General features: G+C 59.5%; 10 protein-coding genes. 4 read left to right on the forward strand and 6 right to left on the reverse strand.

Translation table 11 applies throughout. The annotated features are described in order from the left end of the window. Positions 1-20: 20 nt before the first annotated feature. Genes QNI81_RS08890 through QNI81_RS08900 form a run of 3 tightly spaced genes read left to right on the forward strand, consistent with a single transcriptional unit; the run spans position 21 to position 5451 of the window. Entirely contained in the window at positions 21-2066 is a 2046-nt protein-coding gene (locus QNI81_RS08890; protein WP_283966274.1) for a type I secretion protein ATPase, read from the forward strand. A gap of 18 nt (positions 2067-2084) precedes the next feature. Next, positions 2085-4118, forward strand: a complete 2034-nt coding sequence (locus QNI81_RS08895; RefSeq protein WP_009178975.1) for a type I secretion system permease/ATPase — start codon at positions 2085-2087, stop codon at positions 4116-4118. After that, entirely contained in the window at positions 4111-5451 is a 1341-nt protein-coding gene (locus QNI81_RS08900; RefSeq protein WP_009178704.1) for an HlyD family type I secretion periplasmic adaptor subunit, read from the forward strand. The genes QNI81_RS08895 and QNI81_RS08900 overlap by 8 nt, the downstream gene beginning before the upstream one ends. Positions 5452-5501: 50 nt before the next feature. On the opposite strand, the gene QNI81_RS08905 is transcribed toward QNI81_RS08900, so the two are convergent. From QNI81_RS08905 to QNI81_RS08915, 3 genes are read right to left on the reverse strand one after another with little or no spacing between them, the layout of a single operon-like run. Then, entirely contained in the window at positions 5502-6986 is a 1485-nt protein-coding gene (locus tag QNI81_RS08905; RefSeq protein WP_283966275.1) for an aldehyde dehydrogenase family protein, read from the reverse strand. Further along, positions 6983-8158, reverse strand: coding sequence for a mandelate racemase/muconate lactonizing enzyme family protein (locus tag QNI81_RS08910; RefSeq protein WP_283966276.1), 1176 nt, complete (start codon positions 8156-8158; stop codon positions 6983-6985). The genes QNI81_RS08905 and QNI81_RS08910 overlap by 4 nt, the downstream gene beginning before the upstream one ends. Then, on the reverse strand, positions 8155-9765 hold the full coding sequence (locus QNI81_RS08915; protein ID WP_283966277.1) for a GMC family oxidoreductase: 1611 nt from the start codon (positions 9763-9765) through the stop codon (positions 8155-8157). The genes QNI81_RS08910 and QNI81_RS08915 overlap by 4 nt, the downstream gene beginning before the upstream one ends. 117 nt (positions 9766-9882) lie before the next feature. Between QNI81_RS08915 and QNI81_RS08920 the strand changes: the two genes are divergently transcribed. Continuing rightward, positions 9883-10770: a LysR substrate-binding domain-containing protein gene (locus QNI81_RS08920; protein WP_283966278.1), complete on the forward strand. Its 888-nt coding sequence runs from the start codon at positions 9883-9885 to the stop codon at positions 10768-10770. Positions 10771-10810: 40 nt separating this feature from the next. On the opposite strand, the gene QNI81_RS08925 is transcribed toward QNI81_RS08920, so the two are convergent. From QNI81_RS08925 to QNI81_RS08935, 3 genes are all read right to left on the reverse strand, one after another. Continuing rightward, positions 10811-15664, reverse strand: a complete 4854-nt coding sequence (locus tag QNI81_RS08925; protein ID WP_283966279.1) for an OmpA family protein — start codon at positions 15662-15664, stop codon at positions 10811-10813. 19 nt (positions 15665-15683) lie between these two features. Then, a complete protein-coding gene (locus tag QNI81_RS08930; protein ID WP_283966280.1) occupies positions 15684-17393 on the reverse strand; it encodes a C1 family peptidase in 1710 nt (569 codons plus the stop codon). Positions 17394-17875: 482 nt separating this feature from the next. Continuing rightward, the gene (locus QNI81_RS08935) at positions 17876-19372 is read right to left on the reverse strand and encodes a tripartite tricarboxylate transporter permease (RefSeq protein ID WP_283966281.1); all 1497 of its coding nucleotides are present in this window, start codon (positions 19370-19372) and stop codon (positions 17876-17878) included. Between the last annotated feature and the right edge of the window lie 7 nt (positions 19373-19379).

Genomic DNA, 19379 nt, shown 5'->3' on the forward strand with positions numbered 1-19379 from the left:
CAGCAATTGGGGCCAGTACCATGTTCGACAAAGTAACCGAAATTGTCGCCCATATGATCGGTGTATTCCACATCGCCATTGAAGAAGCGCGTATGCGCGACGTCTACGCCCAGTTTCAGGCGGCCAAACTAGAAGATCCCGCAGTTGAGGATGTTCTCAATATTTCAGTCAAGATCAGCGCACCCTACACACTCACGGACTTTTCACCCTCGGTCGACTACACGCCATCGGCGGCGGATTATTTCTTCGCCCCCGATGGCTACGGCCTCTATCTCGCAGATCTCTTTTACCAACCCTTGGGCCAACTTGCCCTGATCGAGGGGTCACCTGATGGGCAGGCCGCTCCGCTGCCCTTTTTCCCGGCACGCCCGCATCTGACGCTGGAGCCGCCGGGCAGCGTCGCCACCATCACCGCTCAGGTTGCATGGATGGAAGATGATGATGAGCTGTACCTCAACGAAGAGCAGGCAGAATTTGTCGATCCTTCGGCCTATCTGACGTCTCTGCACAGTTTGGCGCTGATCTCCAAGGCGCTTGGCGCGACCACCTCTGAAGCACCGCTTGATTTCAGCGAAAGCACCCTTTCAGCTGCGCTCGAATTTTATGAGGCGATCAGCGCCGTCGAGGATGCCTCCCGCATTGGTGAAACAGTGACCGTATCCTTCGGTGCCGACGCGCAAGGCAGTTTCGTGAACGGCGAAACCGTCGAGGAAACACCGGTTCTGGACGATGTGATGCCCGCTTATTTTCAGGCGGAAAATCCCGATGTGACGCTCGAAGAGGAAGAAAGCGACACCGAGGAAGACGGTGACGCGCTGGCGGACACGGACCCGTTTCAGGGCCTCGACGGGTCCTCGTCGGATGCGGATACTTTTGAAATCGACGACGGCCACAATGTGGTGACCGGGGCCAATGTGATGGTCAATGACGCCTCCGTTATGGTGGGGTGGCTCGATGCGCCGGTGATTTCGGTGATGGGCGACGTGGTGGAGCTCAACTCGATCAGTCAGGTCAATGTGCTTTTCGAACAGGTAAGCTTTAACGGTGAAACTGCGGCATCCGCGTCTGCCACCATAAACGTCGCCGTCATGTCGAATGTGTCGTCCATGCCTGCAGTCGAAGACGGCAGCACCGTGGAGGACACAACACCCCAAGATCTGGGCCTTCCCAGCAACTGGGCCGTGACCCGCATTGATGGCGACATTCTGACGGTCAATTGGGTCAGCCAGTTCAGCTTCATGACCGACAATGACCGGGCCGACGTCCAATTTACCGGCACCAACACGCAGATTGTGATGGGCGACAATACCATCGCAAATGTGGTTGATCTGGCCGAGATTGGCTACGGGTATGATCTGATCATGATTGGCGGGAACCTGATCACCATCAATCAGATCAGCCAGACCAATGTGATGATGGATTACGATACGGTCACCTCCTCGAATGGGGTACCTGTGGGGTACTCCGGCGGTGATAACCTGCTCTTTAACGGCGCCAGCATCACCAACACAGGGCTCGATACCTATGGTGAGATGACCGACAACTTTGCCGAGGCCAGTGATGCCTTTGCACAGGGGGCCAATTCGATCACCACAGATGTCGCACATGACGGTGCATTTGCGGGCGATGACGTTTTAACCGTGCTCTACATCTCTGGCGATCTGACCACCATCAACTGGATGGAGCAGACCAATGTGATGGGGGACTCCGACCAGGTTCACCTCGCACTGGACAATTTTGCCGAGGAGACCGGAGCCGAGATCAATCTGACCACCGGATCAAACGCGGCCATCAACCTCGCCAGTATCGACACCTATGGCATCGATTCAGAGGTGAGGGTTGGTGGCGATGTTTACAGCGAAGCGCTGCTCTATCAGGCCGATCTGATCGACACCGATGCGGACCCGCTTGGCGTCGCCCTGCCCGCACTTGCCAATGAAGCGGTGGCCTTCCTCGCCGACAATATGATCGGTCCCGAAATCGACACAACCCACGACACCGAAATCATCGCGACGCCGCCTGAAAACAGTGCGGGCCCCGACCTGATGCAAACGATGTTGGCCTGACAGTGACAGGGAAAAATTATGTTAGATAAGACCTTTACCGGCTCTGGCCAAACGCCGGACGCCACCGCAGACGACACAAAAGCCACCGCTCACGGCTGTTCTGAAAAAGACCCATTAAAACTCACACCCGATCTCAGATGCGATAGCGCTGAAAGCATGAAGGCCGCGCCGGAGCGCATCGCCAAAGGGTTGGGAGGTGTCCAGATCGAGGCCGATACCGGCCCCACCCTCAAACAAAACGGGGGCCAGCCTCCAGCCAATACAAATGGCGGGAATGGTGGCGGCGATGGTGGCGGCTCAAAGCCGGAATTTCACAAACGCCCGGGACCAGAACAGTTTGTCCAGCAGTTGCGCAAGGGCCGTCAGGTGGTGCGTCGCAACCTCGGCTTCGTGATGGTCCTCACCTGCGCCACCAATCTTCTGGTGCTCGCAGTACCGATTTACCTGTTTCAAATCTCTGACCGCGTTCTGACCAGCCGCTCGATCGATACGTTGATTATGCTCACCATCGTGATTGCGGGCGCGGTGATCTTGCAGGCGGTATTTGACGCCATTCGCCGGTTTATCCTGATGCGCACGGCGGTCGAAGTCGCGGTGCTGCTGGGGGCACCGGTGCTCAGCGCGGCGGCCCATGCATCCCTTCATGACAACGGGCGGCAATATCAAACGCTTGGGGATTTGCAGTTGCTCAGGTCATTCCTTGTGTCCGGCACCTTGATTTCCTTTTTGGACGTGCCCTTTGCGCCATTGTTCATCCTCGCAATCTTTCTGGTGCATCCGCATCTCGGGCTCATTGTAATTGGAACGGCGCTGGCCTTGATGGTGATTGCGATGATCAACCAGAAAGCCACCTCCAAACCCTTTGCCGAGGCCAATCTGGCGCAGTCCAAGGCAAACATGCATCTCGACTCCATGTCGCGTAACAGCCAGATCATTAATGCGCTCGCCATGGTGCCCGAGGCCGTGGCGCTCTGGGGGCGCGACACTGCCGCTTCACTCCGGGCGCAGGTTGTTGCGCAGGATCGCAATATCGTCTGGGCCGCTGTTTCGCGGGGCGCGCGCCTGTTGACCCAGATCGGCATGTTGGGTTGGGGCGCATTTCTGGCGCTCGAAGGTGAAATCACCGGCGGTATGGTCATCGCCGCATCCATCATCGCCGGCCGCGCCCTTGCGCCCATTGAGGGGTCAATTGAAGGCTGGAATGGCTTTTCGCAGTCGCGTGCCGCCTATGACCGCGTCAGCAACCTGATGATGTCCTCGGTGCAAAAATACGAAAAGCTCCGCCTGCCCCGCCCCGAAGGCCGCCTGAATGTTGAACGGCTGCTCTATGTGCCTGCAGGCACCAAGCAGGTGGTGTTGAACGGTCTGACCTTTGGCCTCAACCCCGGTGACTCTCTGGCGGTGATCGGCAACTCTGGCGCGGGCAAGACCACGCTTGGGAAAATGCTGGTGGGTTCGATCCTGCCAACATCGGGCAATGTGCGCCTCGACCTTATGGATCTGCGCAACTGGGATGACCGCCAGCTTGGTGAGAACATCGGCTACCTGCCGCAGGACGTGCAGCTCTTTCCCGGCTCGATCAAGAACAACATCGCCCGCATGCGCGAAGGTGCCAGTGATGACGACATCCACCGCGCCGCCCTTTTGGCGGATGTGCATGACATGATCGCCTCCTTGCCCCATGGCTATGAAACCATGGTGGCCGCTGATGGCTCGCCGCTCTCTGGTGGGCAAAAACAGCGGATCGCTTTGGCACGGGCCTTCTTCGGCAACCCTCGCTTTTTGGTGCTGGACGAGCCGAACTCCAATCTCGACACCTCTGGCGATCAGGCCTTGGCCAACGCCATCCGCCACGCGCGCGAGGCTGGGATCACCGTAGTGGTGATTACGCAGAAACCGTCGCTGCTGAGTGTGGTCGACAAGATCATGCTGCTGGCAGACGGCAATATCGTGTTGTTCGGAGAACGCCAGCAGGTGCTGCAGAAGCTTCAGGAACGCTCCAACGGTGGTCGGCTCGCGAACCAAAATCAGGGAGGAGCCGGAAATGGCTGAACTGGTAACTTATGCCGAACCCACGGTCTGGTACGAAGAGGTTCCCCGCTCTGTCAAAAGCCATGTGCGCTGGGGCATGTTCCTTTTGATCTTCGGACTTGGCGGGTTTGGCATCTGGGCGTTTATGGCTCCATTGGCCGCTGCGGTGATCTCTCAGGGCAGTTTTGTCGCCACCGGCAGCAATAAGATCGTGCAGCACCTTGAGGGCGGCATTATCAAGGCCATCCTCGTCGAGGAAGGTGAAAATGTCGTGGCAGGTCAGCCCATTGTGCTGCTGGATGAAACCTCCGCACTGGCAACGCAGCGCGAATTGTTCCTCCGGCAAGTCCGGCTGGAGGCGATGGAAACCCGCATTCTCGCGGAGTTTGATCGCAAGGACACGCTGATCTATCCGCCCCGGCTGGAAGAGTTGCGCGCAGATTTCAATGTCGCGGCCATGCTGGATGGCCAGCAAATCGTGTTCAATGCTGCAACCCAGCAATTGCGCAATGATATCAATCTCCTGACCCAGAGTATTGAAGCCCTCAAAGATCGCTCTTCCGGCTATGAAAAACAGCTCATTGCCACCAGAGCGCAGCTGGAAATTCTGGAAGAGGACTCCGCCGCCAAGGAAATTCTCTTGGAAAAAGGACTGGTGCGCAAAACCGAATACAACACGCTGCGCCGCGCGCTCGCCGAAGCCATTGGTGAAATCGGGCGTCTGGAGGCCCAGGTGGATGAGACCGCCTCCTTGTCGCAACGCTATGAATCGCAGATCACGCAAACCATCGCGGATCGTCAGAGCGCCGCACTTGATGAGCTACAAGCGGTGCAGTCCGAACTGGAAAGCGTGCGCGAACAGGCCCGCCGCGCCGAAAGCGTCCTGACCCGGACCGAGATTGTCGCACCGGTGTCCGGCACTGTTATCCGGCTCCACTATCACACCCCCGGCGGTGTGGTCGAAAGCGGCAAGGCCATTCTTGAGATCCTGCCCACGGGTGAGCCGCTGATCATCGAGGTGCAGATCCCGCGCACGGAAATCGATGTGGTGCGCAAAGGACAGGCCGCAACCGTCAGCCTCACAGCGCTGAACCAGCGTACAACGCCCACGCTTCAGGGCGAGGTGTTTTATGTTTCAGCCGATGCTATTCTAGACCGTTCGCAGGAGTTGCCGCAGGAAATTTATGTCGCCCGAATTTCCGTACCACCAAGCGAACTGGACCGGGTGCGTGGTTTCAACCCGACCCCCGGTATGCCCGCGCAGATCATGATAAAGACGCAGGACCGCACCTTTGTGCAGTATTTGATCAAGCCCGTGACCGACAGTATGACGCGCGCGTTTCGCGAACAGTAACCCGATCCTTTTTGGGGCCGCCCCAATGTGGCGCGGCCCCAATGCATCGCCTACACAGCGAGGGTGATGGCCTTTGCGCGGGTGTAGGCCTCAATGCCTTCCAGCCCTTTTTCGCGGCCAAATCCGGATTTTCGGTTGCCGCCAAAGGGCAGTTCGATCCCGCCGGCCCAATAGTCATTTACCGTCACCTGCCCGGCATCAATGCGGCGCGCCATGCGCAATGCGGTTGCAATGTCTTTGGTATAAACCCCTGCCGCCAATGCAAATTCGGTGCCATTGGCCAGGGCCAGCGCTTCTTCCTCATCCTCAAACACCTGCACGCCCAGCACGGGGCCAAAAATCTCCTGCTGGATCGCCGGGTCCTGCGCGCTGAGCCCGTCCAAAATCGTCGGCTCAAAGAACCAGCCCTTGCCGGTCTCCGGGTCAGAGGTCGCCTGACCACCACAGAGGATCTCCACCCCGCGGCTGCGCGCATGTTCCACATGGGCGGAGATCGCAGCCAGATGACGCTCGGAATTCACCGCCCCCATATCGGTATTGCGCAGCCCATGACCGAGGGTCAGCGCCTTGGCCTTCTTTACCAGCAGCTCCAGCACCGGCGCATGAAGATCACGGTGGATCACCAGACGTGAGCCTGCCGAACAAATCTGGCCCGCGTTGGAGAATATCGCCCAAAGCGCCCCCTCGGCCACCGCCTCGGCATCTGCATCGGCAAAGGCAACCAGCGGGGATTTTCCACCCAGTTCCAGCGTCAGCCCGGTCACATTCGGAGCGACCGCCTGCATCACGCCAACACCTGTGGCGACAGAGCCGGTAAAGGTCACATGGCGCACGCGCGGATCCTGAACCAGTGGCGCGCCTGCCTCTTGGCCGGTGCCGGTGACCACATTGACCACCCCCGCCGGAACCCCGGCACGGATCAGCAGTTCGGCAATCATCAGGGCGGTATAGGGCGTGGTCTCTGCCGGTTTCACAACCGCCGAACATCCCGCCGCAAGTGCTGGCGCAATACCGCGCACCAACGTCGAGGTCGGGTAATTCCACGGCACGATATGGGCGGTCACACCAACAGGTTCGCGCAGGGTGAAGGCTGCGTTGTCATTGCCAAGATTGACGCTGCGCCCATCAAGTTTATCCGCAGCGCCTGCGTAATATTCAAACAACCGCGCCGATCCATGAATATCGCCATAGGCCTCAGTCAGCGTTTTGCCACTGTCGAGACTTTCGACAACCGCCAGCCAATCCGCCTCGGCCCGCATCAACCGTGCGGCCTCCATCAGGATCGCACAGCGCCGGGCGGGCGGCGTGTCGCGCCAGAGGGCAAAACCCGCGCTGGCACTGCTGACCGCACGGTCCACATCCGCCGCAGTGCCCGCCGCAAAATCACCAAAGACAGTGGCCGTACCGGGATCAAAGCTCTCCATCCGGTTGCCATGCTCGGAGGGCACGAACGCTCCGTCGATAAAGTGATCGTTGGGCAGGTCAGACAGCGCACCCGTGGTAAAATAATTAGAGATCAGGGCGTTAACGCTCATTGCTCGTCCTCGCTGCATTTGTAGGTAGATTTGGCAAGCCACTCCGGACAGATTTCCACGCCCCAGCCGGGGGCGGCGGTGACATGCGCCTGACCCTCGGTGATCTGATAGGGGTCATTCACGAACAATTCGCGTTGCCAGGGGTAATAGTCATCCCCTTCGATGGAGAACTCTAGATAGCGACCCGGATTGGGGACCGCGCGCAGCAGATGCATGGTGAACAATGTCACCAGCGACAGATTCGCCGCGTGCGGCGTGCACGCCAACCCCGCCGCATGCCCCATGCGCGCCACATCCATGCTACGCACCATCCCGCCCAGATAAAGGATATCTGGCTGAATGATATCGACCACTCGGTTATCAATCATTCGTTTCCAGTGCTGAAGATCGCAGTCCTGCTCTCCGCCCGCCACATCGATGTTCAAAGCGCGGGTCACCTCAAGCGTTTGTTCTTGCTCCCAATAGGGACAGGGTTCCTCGAAATGCTCATAGCCATTGGCCTCCAGCATGCGCCCAACCTCAATCGCGCGGGCGGGGCTAAAGCCTGAATTGCCATCAACCAATAGCGCTACATCCGGTCCCAATGCTTTGCGCATGGTGGGAATGATCGCCTCGGTGCGCCCGTCCCACTCATCCCGGTCCTGCCCGCATTCCGCGCCGACCCGGACCTTAAAGGCATCAAACCCATGTGCGTCACGCAGCCGCTGCATGCGTTCGGCCTCTGCCTCGGGGGTGATGTCGCGCCGCATCGAGGAAGCATAAGCCCGCAGCGGACCGCTTGAGCCGCCCAAAAGCTCCGCCACCGGTTTGCCCTGCGCTTTGCCACGCCAGTCCCACACCGCCGTATCCAGCCCCGCCATGGCGCGGCGCAGATAGGTGCCGGGAAATTTATGCTCGCGCAGCGGGATCTCGGCGATCACCGCCTCCAGCGCATCCATGCCCCGCCCCAGCGCCCAAGGCGCCACCTGACGGTGCAGGATCTCTGAGGTCAGATCGCTGTTGTAAGTCGACACCTGCCCCCAGCCCTGCGTGCCATCCTCGGCAGTGACTCGCACAAACCCGATGAGCGGCGTGCAAAAGGTCTCGATCCGGGTGATGCGTGGGCCGGTGTCAGCCGCGCCGCGTTGGTAGCTGACCGGCACTGCGCCGGATGTTGAATAAGGCGTGCTCATGCATCCTCCAGAATGAGATCGGCGGCCCTGAGGGCCAGCATCATGGTCGGGGCATTGGTGTTGCCCGAAGTGATATTGGGAAAAACCGACGCATCCACCACCCTCAGCCCCGAAACGCCATGGACCTTCAGACGCGGACACACCACGGAACGGCTGATGTCCTCTCCCATGCGACAGGTGCCGATGGGGTGAAACACTGTCCCCGAGCGGGTGCGAAAATCCGCAAGGATCTGCTCCGGGGTCATCTGGCGCAGATCCTCCCCCATTGGGGCTTTGATCAGACCGGTGATCGCGGCAGTCTTTGCAAGTCTCTGACACAGCAGCCCACCTGCGATCACCTGCGCCTGATCCTCTTGTGTGGCGAGCGAATTGGGCCTGATCCGGGGCGGCGCGAGCGGGTCATTTGCGCTGATATCAATACGCCCGCGACTGCTGGGGCGCGTGGGTTGGAACCCGATGATGAACCCGGCAAAAGGGTCGGGTTCTATCACCGTGCGCGTACCCGCAGGTGTCGTGGTATAGGTGACGGGGTTGAAATAGAGCTGCTGATCGGCAGCTGTCAGCCTAGGGTCAGAGCGAAAGAAGCCACCGCATTGATTGACCGAAAGCGACAGTGGCCCGCGCCGCGTCAACGCATAACGAAGTGCGGCGCGTACCTTTCCGTGCAGCGGGCGCAGCTGATTGTTAAGCGTCGGCTCTGTTGCGCGAAAATAGTAGTTTACGCCAAGATGATCCTGAAGATTGCCCCCCACATGAGGCGCATTTATCATTGGTGTGATCCCATGCTCTTGCAACACATCCGCAGGGCCAATGCCCGACAGTTGCAGCAAACGAGGCGAGCTGACCGCACCTGCAGACAGGATGATTTCTCGCCTTGCCCGCAGGCTTTGCGCGCGCCCCTTATGCGTGACCTCGACGCGGGTTGCGCGCCGCCCGTCAAACCCGATCCGCGCCACCATCACGCCGGTCATCAGCGTCACGTTCTGTCGCCGCAACGCCGGGGCCAGACAGGCCCGCGCCGAATGCATCCTGCGCCCGCCACTGGTATTGATCCGATAGGCGCTCGCCCCCTCGGGCGAGGTGCCGTTCATATCCAGCGTCTGCGGCAGGCCCAGTTCACGCGCAGCCGCGAAAAAATGCCGGTTCACCTTGTGGATCTGGTCAGAGACATCCTGCACATGGATCGGCCCACCACCGAGCCGGGTCCCATCCGGGGCGATACGGGTCTCCAGGCGCTCATAGGTCTGCTGGACGGTTTCCCAGTTCCAGCCCTTGGCCCCTGCGGCCTCCCAGTCATTGAAATCCTTAGCCAAACCACGGGCATAGACCATGGCATTGATGGAACCCGACCCGCCCACAACCTTGCCGCGTGGCCAATATCCGCTGCGCCCGCCCAGCGCCTCCTCGGGCTCGCTCTGATATTTCCAGTTCACCGCCGGGTCATAGAAGGTCTTGCCATATCCCAGTGGCAGCGCGACCCACGGCTTGCGCGGCGTGCCGCCCGCCTCCAGCACCAGCACGCTATGGCGGCCATTTGCGCTCAGGCGCTCGGCCAGCACACAGCCCGCCGATCCTGCCCCCACAATGATGTAATCGTATTCACGCACCGCGATGTCCGTCCTTGTTCATCGCGCCAGCGTTACAGGTGCTGCTGCAATCCCCATAACGAAAAATAATTCGTCACTACCTTAAAAAATTTCGCAGATTAGCTTATCTGTCATTGCATGTATCAGGAATTGCCCCCTCTGCCGTGGTTGCGCGCCTTTGATGCCAGCGCGCGGCTTGGAAACTTCACCCTCGCCGCCGAGGAATTGGGACTTACCCCCTCTGCAGTCAGCTATCAGGTGCGTGGCCTTGAGGCAGCATTGGGGCATAAGCTCTTCATTCGAAAGCAAAAGTCCCTATTCTTAACCCGTTTGGGTCAGGCCTATCTGCCTGTGGTCAGCAAAGCCTTTGGCGATATCGAGGCCACCACATCGAACCTCTTTGGCAAATCCGCCGCGCAGGAGGTCACGATCCGGTGCCTCAGTTCGCTCAATATGCTGTGGCTTGCGCCAAGGCTCTCGAACTATCACCGCCTCTACCCCAATGGCAGGCTCCGGCTGCTCTCCTCGCTCTGGAGCGAAACCCCGGACGCGGCGCAAATCGACATCGACATTCGCTATGGCGATGGCAATTGGTCCGATGGCGAGGCCACGCCTCTGATGCATCATGAGGTGATCGCGGTCTGTGCGCCCGCGCTGCATCCCGGCCCCGACCCAAGGCAGATCGCCACCCGCCCATTGATCGAAGTCTTAGGTGTGACAGATACTTGGCACCATTTCTTCGCCCTACACGGGCTGGAACCTGCCGCGTCAGATCCGGCGCTCAAGGTCGACCAATCCCTGATCGCATTGGAGCTTGCCTCTCGTGGGATGGGGGTTGCCCTCATCGCCCGCGTCTTTGCGCAAAGCTATCTCGACAAGGGCACATTGGTGGAGGCCACGGATCTGACGCTGCCTGCCCGACAAGGTCACTATCTGGTGCAACCCAATGCTCGAAACCGCTTTCGCCCCGAGGTTTCTACGGTGAAGGACTGGCTCTTGCAGGAGGCCGCCACCACCGCCTGTTGACCTCCCCCACCGCAACATCTGCAGCGGGGGAGGTTTGGGATCAGTTCGTCGCGATGCTGAGCGGATAATCCACATTGAGCGACAGCGCCGGAATTTGCGGACGCTGCTGGCCCTCGGTCAGTTCCGGCACTCGCGACGAGGTAAAGAGCACCAGTTCCTGCAAGGAGTTAAACCCGTTGCGATCCCCGACGCGGTTGTCGGCAAGCCCGCGCAAGCCCTCCAAAAGCGCCGCCGTGAAGGCCCCGTGACCACCGCCAAAGCTCTCATCCTCAAAGCTGAGTTCGGAGCCGGACGAGGATGCAAACACCACTGCACCTGTGCCTTTAGTGAGGTTTTGCACCGCATCATCGGCCACCACCCGGTTGCCCCCGGCACCAGAATGGCAAATATCAAGAAGCATCAGCGCATTCTGGTTGAGCGGCCGGTTTTCCAGATAATCGCGGAAACGATCAACGCTCATGCCGGTATAGGGTTTGGCCAGATCGCCCTCATGGGTCATGAAGTAAAGCTCTTGTTCCTCGTCGACCACACCATGTCCGGCCAGGAACAGCACAACCACATCGTCATCCGCTGACTGATCGAGAAACTCGTTCATCTGGATGCGGACATTGCGCTCTGTGGCCTCTGCATCGGTCAGAACCTTTGTCTCGACCCGGTTAAACAGCTTGCCCTCCTGCGACTCCATCAGCTTTGCCAATTCCGTTGCATCACGATCGGCAAAGTTTAGGTTCTGACTGGAGCGTTCGTAGTCGGAGACCCCAACCCCAAAGAACCACAGCGTCTGGCCGGATGGTTTCTCATCCGGAGCCTCGCCGCCTTCGCGGATAATTTCCAGCGTCTGGGTCTGGATACGCGCATCGCGCCACACCAATGATGCCTCAATGACGTTGCGCCCCGGATTAAGGTCAAACCGGCGACTGAAGCCCACGGTCTCCTGCCCGTCGAAAAACGCCTCTTCCTCAAAGCCGCGCGATTTCAGCACCCGGCGCCCGTTGAGTGTATATTCGATCTCAGGATCGGCCAGATCGGCGTTGTCCTTCAGCACTTCCAACTCCACCACATAGGTTTCGTCTTTGGTGCTGCTGCGTTGGGGCGAAATCAGGCGTACCGCATAGGGCGCTTCAAAGACGTCCGCATCCACATCCACGCCATCATCCGGCAATGCTTCCCCACGTGCGATGGCGTCCAGAAGATTGCGGATCAGGCCCGGACGCTCATAGTTCTCGGCCAGCGCCGAGAAGGGCAGGTAGTTGTCACCCAGCGACCAATAGACATCCTCTGTCCCCTGCAAGGACGCTGTGTAGCGCCCATCGGGGGTATAGGCGATCCATTCGCCATCCTTGCGGGGCGCAATGGTCAGCGCCTGCTCCATCCGGTTCAAATCAATAAAGATCAGCTCGTTACCGGTGGTAAGACCAATTGCCAGATTGCGCTCTGCGTGGGCCTCCAGATAGCGCAGGTTGTGCGGGAAGGTCAGCTCTTTACCCTCCAGTGCGACGTGATCCCAGAACCATTCCAGCGTGCGACCATCCGCAAGCTCGATCTCATAGTTCGGGCTGGGCGTTTCACGGCCAGTGTTTTTGCCATTGCTGGGATCGTGCAGATACCAAGTCCCCTTGCCGCGGAACTTGAGCACATCGCCCCCCTCGGCCCAGTCCATCTGGAAATAGCGATCCTCGGCCTGAAACGTCGTCACCTCGCGATTGGCTGGCCCATCATAGATGGTCACGACGCGACCATCGGTCGAGCCCTGTTTGAACCCGGCCATCCAGGAGGACGTCACCGCCACCATGCCATTGTCCGCAAGGCGCACGAACACACGTGGATCATATATGTCATTGAACCGTACAGGTTCGGACACGATGTCAAAGCTCTTTTGCATCACGACATTCAGCGTCGCCTTTTCGATCATGTAGATCGTGGATCGCGGCGCCTGAAACGGCCCCTCGCCCTGCGGCACCGTGCCCACCACAATATGCGTGTCGTTTTCACGCATGCTGTAGGGCTTGCCGTCGATCTGCTTGATCACCTCACTGCGGAAGGTGGTGGTGTCAAACTTCAGCATCTGCCCATCTTCGTCAAAAGTGAACAGAACCGAGCCATCCTGATTGAGCGGCCTCCACGTCTGGTAAACCTCTCCCTCGATCCGGTGCACCCTGCGGCCCGTCTTGATGTTCCAAACGCTGGTGCCAGCGCTGTCGCGCGACATCACCAGATCCTGCGAGGGCACCATGGTCAGCCCACGGCCCTTATATGCGGCCCCGTCCTTGCGCTGATCGACGCTCAGATCACGGGTATCAAGATAGACAATCTGGTCATCCATCGCCGTGATGTAATGCCCACCATCCGGTGTGAACCCACCATAGAGGATCTTTTCCGGGTCCCCCTGAAGCTGCGCGGTCACATTGAGGCTCGGCACCTCCACCAGCGCCAGACGGGTGCTATTGGTGAATGTATCGGCGATCATCACCTTGGATTCCGTGGGATGGGCGATCAGCTTAAACGTCATCGCAGGCATCCGCTTGCGTGCAATCTCGCGCCAGTCAGAGGTGGTCCAGACGATCAGCTCATAGCTGTTGTTCATCCCCACCAGATACTTACCGTCAGGCGTATTGGCGAAGCCATGCAGCCAGCCGGTATTGCGCAGCGACCCCACCGGTTGCAGCGATTTGGCGTCCCGCACCACCGCATGCGCGGTACGCGGCGATTTGGTCACGATATGCGCACCATCCCCCGACCAGACGATCTGCTCGGAGCCACGAATGGTGCCCATCTTCGTCACGCCGCGAAACTTGCGCGTTGCCATGTCATAGACCTTCAGGAAACCGGTACGGTCGCTATAGGCCACCGCATCCGAGAAGGGTGACCAGGAGATCTCGTCGATCTCGATAGAGTTGGGCAACTGGCTGTGCATCAGCCCCGTCCGCATGTCGTAGATATAAAGCAGATTATCCGTGACACCGGTGACCCCCACAAAGGAGGATTTCACCGCAATATAGCGACCATTGGGCGAAATCTCCCGCGAGCTGCCCCCGATGGGCAGCTGATGAACCCGCAGCATCCGTTCCAGATCCCAGACCTGTGCGGGCGTGTTGCCGGTCACCGCATAGCGGCCATCAGGGCTCAGCGTCAGCGACCGCGCATCCAGCCATCCCGAGGTTGAGATCTGCGGCGCAGAGATATTGCCATAGGGGCGGATTTCGACCCGTCGATTGGTCTGCTTGCCACGGTCGGTGGCATTGGTCGCCAGCGGTATGCGCGAGCCATAGCCCACGGTTTGCAGGCGCTCCGGCGCAATGCCTGCGCTCTCGACAAAATACTGCTCTACCGATTTGGCACGCGCATCGCTCAGCGGCAGATTGACCTTGTCGCTGCCGGTGATGTCGGTGTGACCTTCGATCAGGAACACATAGTTTTCAGCGCCCAGCGCCTTGAGCGCATCTGCCGCCTGCTTCAGCACACCCAGACCCGCCTCGCGGATGTCGGCCTTGCCGGTGGCAAATTCCACCGTCACCCGCAGACTGTCCCCAAAACGCTGTTCCCAATCCTTGAGAAAGGGATTTTCCGCAAAGAAGCGTTCACGCTGGCCTTGCAGGCGCAGCGCGTTGCGAATGCGGTTTTCCCGCCCCGCGATCCAGTTATCCGAAAAACCGCCATATTCTTTGGCGCGTTGCAGCAGGCGGTTGGCCTGCTCAAAATCACGCGCATGAACACGATTGTCGACGTAATCGCCCAGAATATTGCGATAGGCGGTGCCGTTTACCGTCGGCAGGTATTTTTCGAATACCGGCACCGCGCGATCATAAAGCGCGGCCTCTTTGGCGAACCGGGCATATTGGTTGATCGCATTATCAAGCTCGCCCTGTGTGGGAGCCATCGCGATTGCACGAGCACCGTAGTCATCGGCCTTTTGCGGATCGAACTTGAACTCGCTCCACGCCCAGTTCGCTGCGATAAGCACATGATAATTGTTCGGAAAATCGCGCAAGCCCTGATTGAGGACCGTAATCGCGCCCTCAAAATCATCATTGCCGATAGAGCCAAAGGCATCATGCGCCGCCTCTGGCGACGGGTTCATCTCATAGGCCGCGCGGAAAATCGGATGCGCCTCGCGGTGCATCTTAAAATCATCCCACAGGATTTTGCCGATATGGCGCAGCGCCGCGTCATTGCGGTTGTCATTGGCCCAATCAATTGCCTCGCCAATGGCATTGAAACGCGTATTGCGGTCTGCCCGTTGGGCGCTCAGAATCCGCAGCCGATTATCAAGCCACGCCGTCAGAGCGCTAACGTTGGTGGAGCGATCCAGCGCCAGTTTAAAATAGCGATCCGCCGTGCTGCGGTCGCCCTTGGTGCGCGCCATCACCCCGCGCACATAATCATACACCCAATCCTGCGCCGGACCGGTCGGCGCGTAGCTGTTGAACCACTCGTTTGCGGCGGCCTCGCCTTCCCGGTTCTTCAGGTTGAAATAGGCGTATTGTACAAAAAACGCGTGATGCGGCCAGGCTTTGGCCCCTTGCAGATAGTAATCAAACGCCTCGTCGTACCGCTTTTGGCGTTCCAGATTGTAGCCGAGATTGGTAAAGCCAAGACCAAGCGAAGGGTCGCGTTTGATGCCTTCCCTATAGAGCTGCTCAACCTCTTTCAGATCACCGCCGCTTTGATCAAGCACCCAGGCGCGCGCCACATATCCTGCGGGCGTATTCGGGTGTTTTTCGGCAATCCAGCCCCGGATCTGAGAGCGCAGCGCGCCGCTGTTGCGCGACACCGACAACTCAATCAGATCGCCAAGGTCCTTGCCTTCGCAGTATCGACATTCCAGCGCCTGCGCAGAGGCCCCCCATGCCAGCGATAGAAAACAAATTACTCGAAGTATGGCAGTTCGGATCACGGAACGTCTCCTGCAAGGATCAGTTGAAAGTCAGGCTGAATTGAAAGGTGCGGCGCGCAGTGTTGCCTGCCGCATCTCGGGTCTCGATGCTGATCGGGTGCGGCCCCGGTCCCTCGGGCAGTTCGATCTCTGCCCGGAATGGCCCGCGCGAGGAATAGCGGCTGCTTAGCGCTCCCTCGACCTTGAGGGATGCAATCTCGCTTTGGTCCTGCGCCATGCCCTCTAGGCGGAACAGGCGGCTTGGCACCGGGATCACCGCGTCATCGCTGTCAAATGCCTCCGGCGCGGGCTCCGTCAGCACAATGAGCGGCGCGTCACTGTCGTCCTTGGCCGGGTCTGCCGCGACATGATTGATGCTCAGAACCACCGCCGCCACATCGGCATCACCGCTGTCGGCCTCAAAGCCAATCCCAGAAGCCAGCAGCTCCATTTCATCCTTTGGCACCAGCCGGTTGCCCAAAGCACTGCGCAGCCGTGCAGCCACGCTGCCCGAGGCACGCGCCATCCGCGCGGCCACCGCCTGCGCATCCAGCGGCTCTTGGGTGTACAAAAGCACGTAATAATCAGTGCCAACCGTGTCATTCAGTCGGGTGAAATGCTGCTCTGTCGGCCCCGGCAACAACAGTGTGGTGCCGCTATGCGTATAAGGCGTCACCCGATCTCCGCGCGGAAACAGGGTCACATAGTCACCACTTGCATCGCCCCCGATCACATAAAGCGAACCGTTGAACTGGCTGGAAGCCTCTACCCGAAATCGTGTCCCCGAAGGCAGAGGCTGGCGCAGCCGATAGCCGTCATTCGTGCGCGTCACATCCAGCGCGTCGCCCGAAATATGCAGCACCCGCGCACTGCCCCCCATGTCCACCACCCGGGGCGGCGGTGGCGGATCAGGTGGCAGCACCTCATAACCTTCATAAACAAAGGCGTTGAAATCCTCATAGGAAATCCAGAAAAACCCGCGATTGCCCCAACCGCTGCTCCATGAGTTTACCACCTCAAACGCACCGCCCCCGCGCGTGTCATCATAGCCGATCACGGTCATCGCATGGGCGCCCAGCGTGTTGCTGCGCAGTTCATTCCACTCGGTCGAGGACGGCTGCCATGTGCCGCTGCCGCTATGGCGCATAAAGCCCTCGCCCACCCCCATCACGATCACCACCGGGTTGCCATTGGCCAAGGCCCGGCGAGTGGCAACGTGTTTGTTGCGCCCCGAACCTCCCCAAAGGCGGGAATATCCCTTGATGCGAAAGGCGCTCGCCTTGTCGCGCACGCTGGAGGAGGGCTGCGCCGTGCAGGAATATTCATCATAGGGAAAATCGCTCAGCAGCGACACGCCCTGACGCTGCATCAATGTCAGCGCCTCCGCCACATAAGAGCCATTGCAGCCCGGCTGGTGGATTTGGTTGAACACATAGGCAGGCGACAGCACCATATTGCGTAGGCGCGACGAGCTGTCGACCTCCATATCCTTGGCCGACAATAGCGTTCGGGCGGCATAAGCCGTGGCCCAGCCAACGCAGCTGCCCTGCTGCCCCTGATCGCCAACCGGAGGCACGAACCGCTTTAGCGACATCTCGGACGGGGCGCTGAGATAATCACCGCGCGCTAAGGGCGCCGATTTGGGCACCGCGCCATAAACTTCGGGATCGGCCACAGCGCCCAGACTATAGGTCTGAGCTTGCGCTGCAGACAGCCCAAGCGACACCACAAATACGGCGGCCTGAGCCATGCTCTGAATAGGTCGGGTCGTGCTAAAAGAAATCAAAGACGTGCCTTTCAAACCAAGCAATGCGCGCTCCCAGTCATCGGAGCGGTCACTGCCTCAGCGTTCCGTATAAGCTGCACAAGAGCTCTAGCCCGGCTTTGCTGAAGCAATATGACGGTAGCTTTGCTGCCTCTGCTGGCGGCAAAGCCTGCAAGCGTCAGGCGCGTATCCTTTCGAAAATGACCATGTTTTGTCCCCCGTTGTAATTTTTAGTCTCGGTCCCGAATACATATCCTTACGTCGATGTTTTCTCAGGTCAAGAATTTGCGCGCCCCGGCGCTTAGGGAAGTTTGTTGATGGTGAATTTATGGTCGCGGTTCGCGGGATCTGGGGCGCGATATTCCGCGTTGGCCTGTTCCGTCCGCCAAACGCCACACATCGCCCACGCCACGGCGGCAGGCGATGTGTGTGGTGTTCCACCAGAAAGGGGCCGGCTCAGGCCGGGATCATTGCGCCTGAGGGCGACGGCGCGCTTTCAGGCTCTTCAGGATTGGCCACAGCACCAGCCCTAGGGTCGCCAGCGCAATCACCGCCGACAATGGCCGCGTGAACAGCTCGGTCGGGTCGCCTCGGCTGATGAGCAGTGCCCGCCGCACGCTCTGTTCGGCCATCGGGCCAAGGATCAGACCCAGCACAATCGGAGCCAAGGGCACGTTGATTTTCTCAAGTATGTAGCCAGCAGCACCGGCTGCAAACATCACCCACAGGTCGATCACCCGCCCGTTGATCACATAGACCCCAACGGCCATCAAAACGAGGATCATCGGCACCAAAAGCACCCCCGGCAAGCGCTGAACCTGCGCAAAAATCCGAGTGGCAGCCGCACCACCCACCGCAAGGATCAGCAGCGATGTCAGCAGCATCTGCACCATAAACCCGCCGACCAGTCCGGGGTTTTGATGAAACAATTGCGGGCCGGGTTGCAGGCCATGGATCAACAGCGCCCCTAGCACCAAGGCGGCGATCACATTGCCCGGAATACCCAAGGTCAGCGCCGGAATCATGGACGCTGCATTGTCAGAGTTATTGCCACATTCCGCCGCCGCGACGCCCTGCGGATTGCCTGTGCCAAAGCTCTCTGGCTCATCACTGGCACTCTTGGCCGCATTATAGCTGAGGAACGCCGCAATGTTGCCCCCGGCCCCCGGCAGGATACCAACGCCAATCCCAATGAGCGACGAACGCAGCCACGTCGGCACCAGCCCCCGGACTTCGCTCCATGGGACTTTTACAGCTTCCAGCTTCAGGTCACTTGCAGAAAGCCCTTTGGTATCTGCGGCTTCTGCCAATGAAATCACCGGCGGCAGCGCATAAAGCCCGACAAGGATCACGATCAGATCCAGCCCGCTCAGCAGCCACACCTCGCCAAAGGTGAAACGCGCAACGCCCGAAAGCTGATCCAGCCCAACCGTGCCCAGCAACAAACCAAGCGCCGCTGCCATCAGCCCTTTGACCGCATCACTGCCCACCATGACCCCGATCGACGCCATGCCAAACATCGCGATCCAGAAATACTCTGCGGGACCAAAATACAAGGTGGCGCGGGCAAGGATCGGGCCAATGGTCATCAGCGCAATCGCCGAGGCCACACCGCCAATCGCAGAGGACCAGCATGCAATCTTGAGCGCCCGTGCCGCCTCGCCCTTCTGGGCCATCGGATAGCCGTCAAATGTCGTGGCAATCGCGGCAGGTGTGCCGGGGATGCGCAGCAGGATCGCGGGGATCGCTCCGCCATACATCGACCCGTTGTAGATGCCTGCGACCATGCCCAGCGCCACCAATGGCTCCATCGAGTAGGTGAGCGGCAGCAACAGCGCGATGGCCATCACCGGATTAAGCCCCGGAAGCGCGCCGATAAACACGCCAAGGATCGAGGCTCCGATCATTGCGACAATGGGGCCTGCCGCAAAAACACCCCCGAGGATTTCCGAAATCAAACCCATGGTTTGT

The sequence above is a fragment of the Tritonibacter sp. AK171 genome (assembly GCF_030127025.1).
Classification (GTDB): domain Bacteria; phylum Pseudomonadota; class Alphaproteobacteria; order Rhodobacterales; family Rhodobacteraceae; genus Epibacterium; species Epibacterium mobile.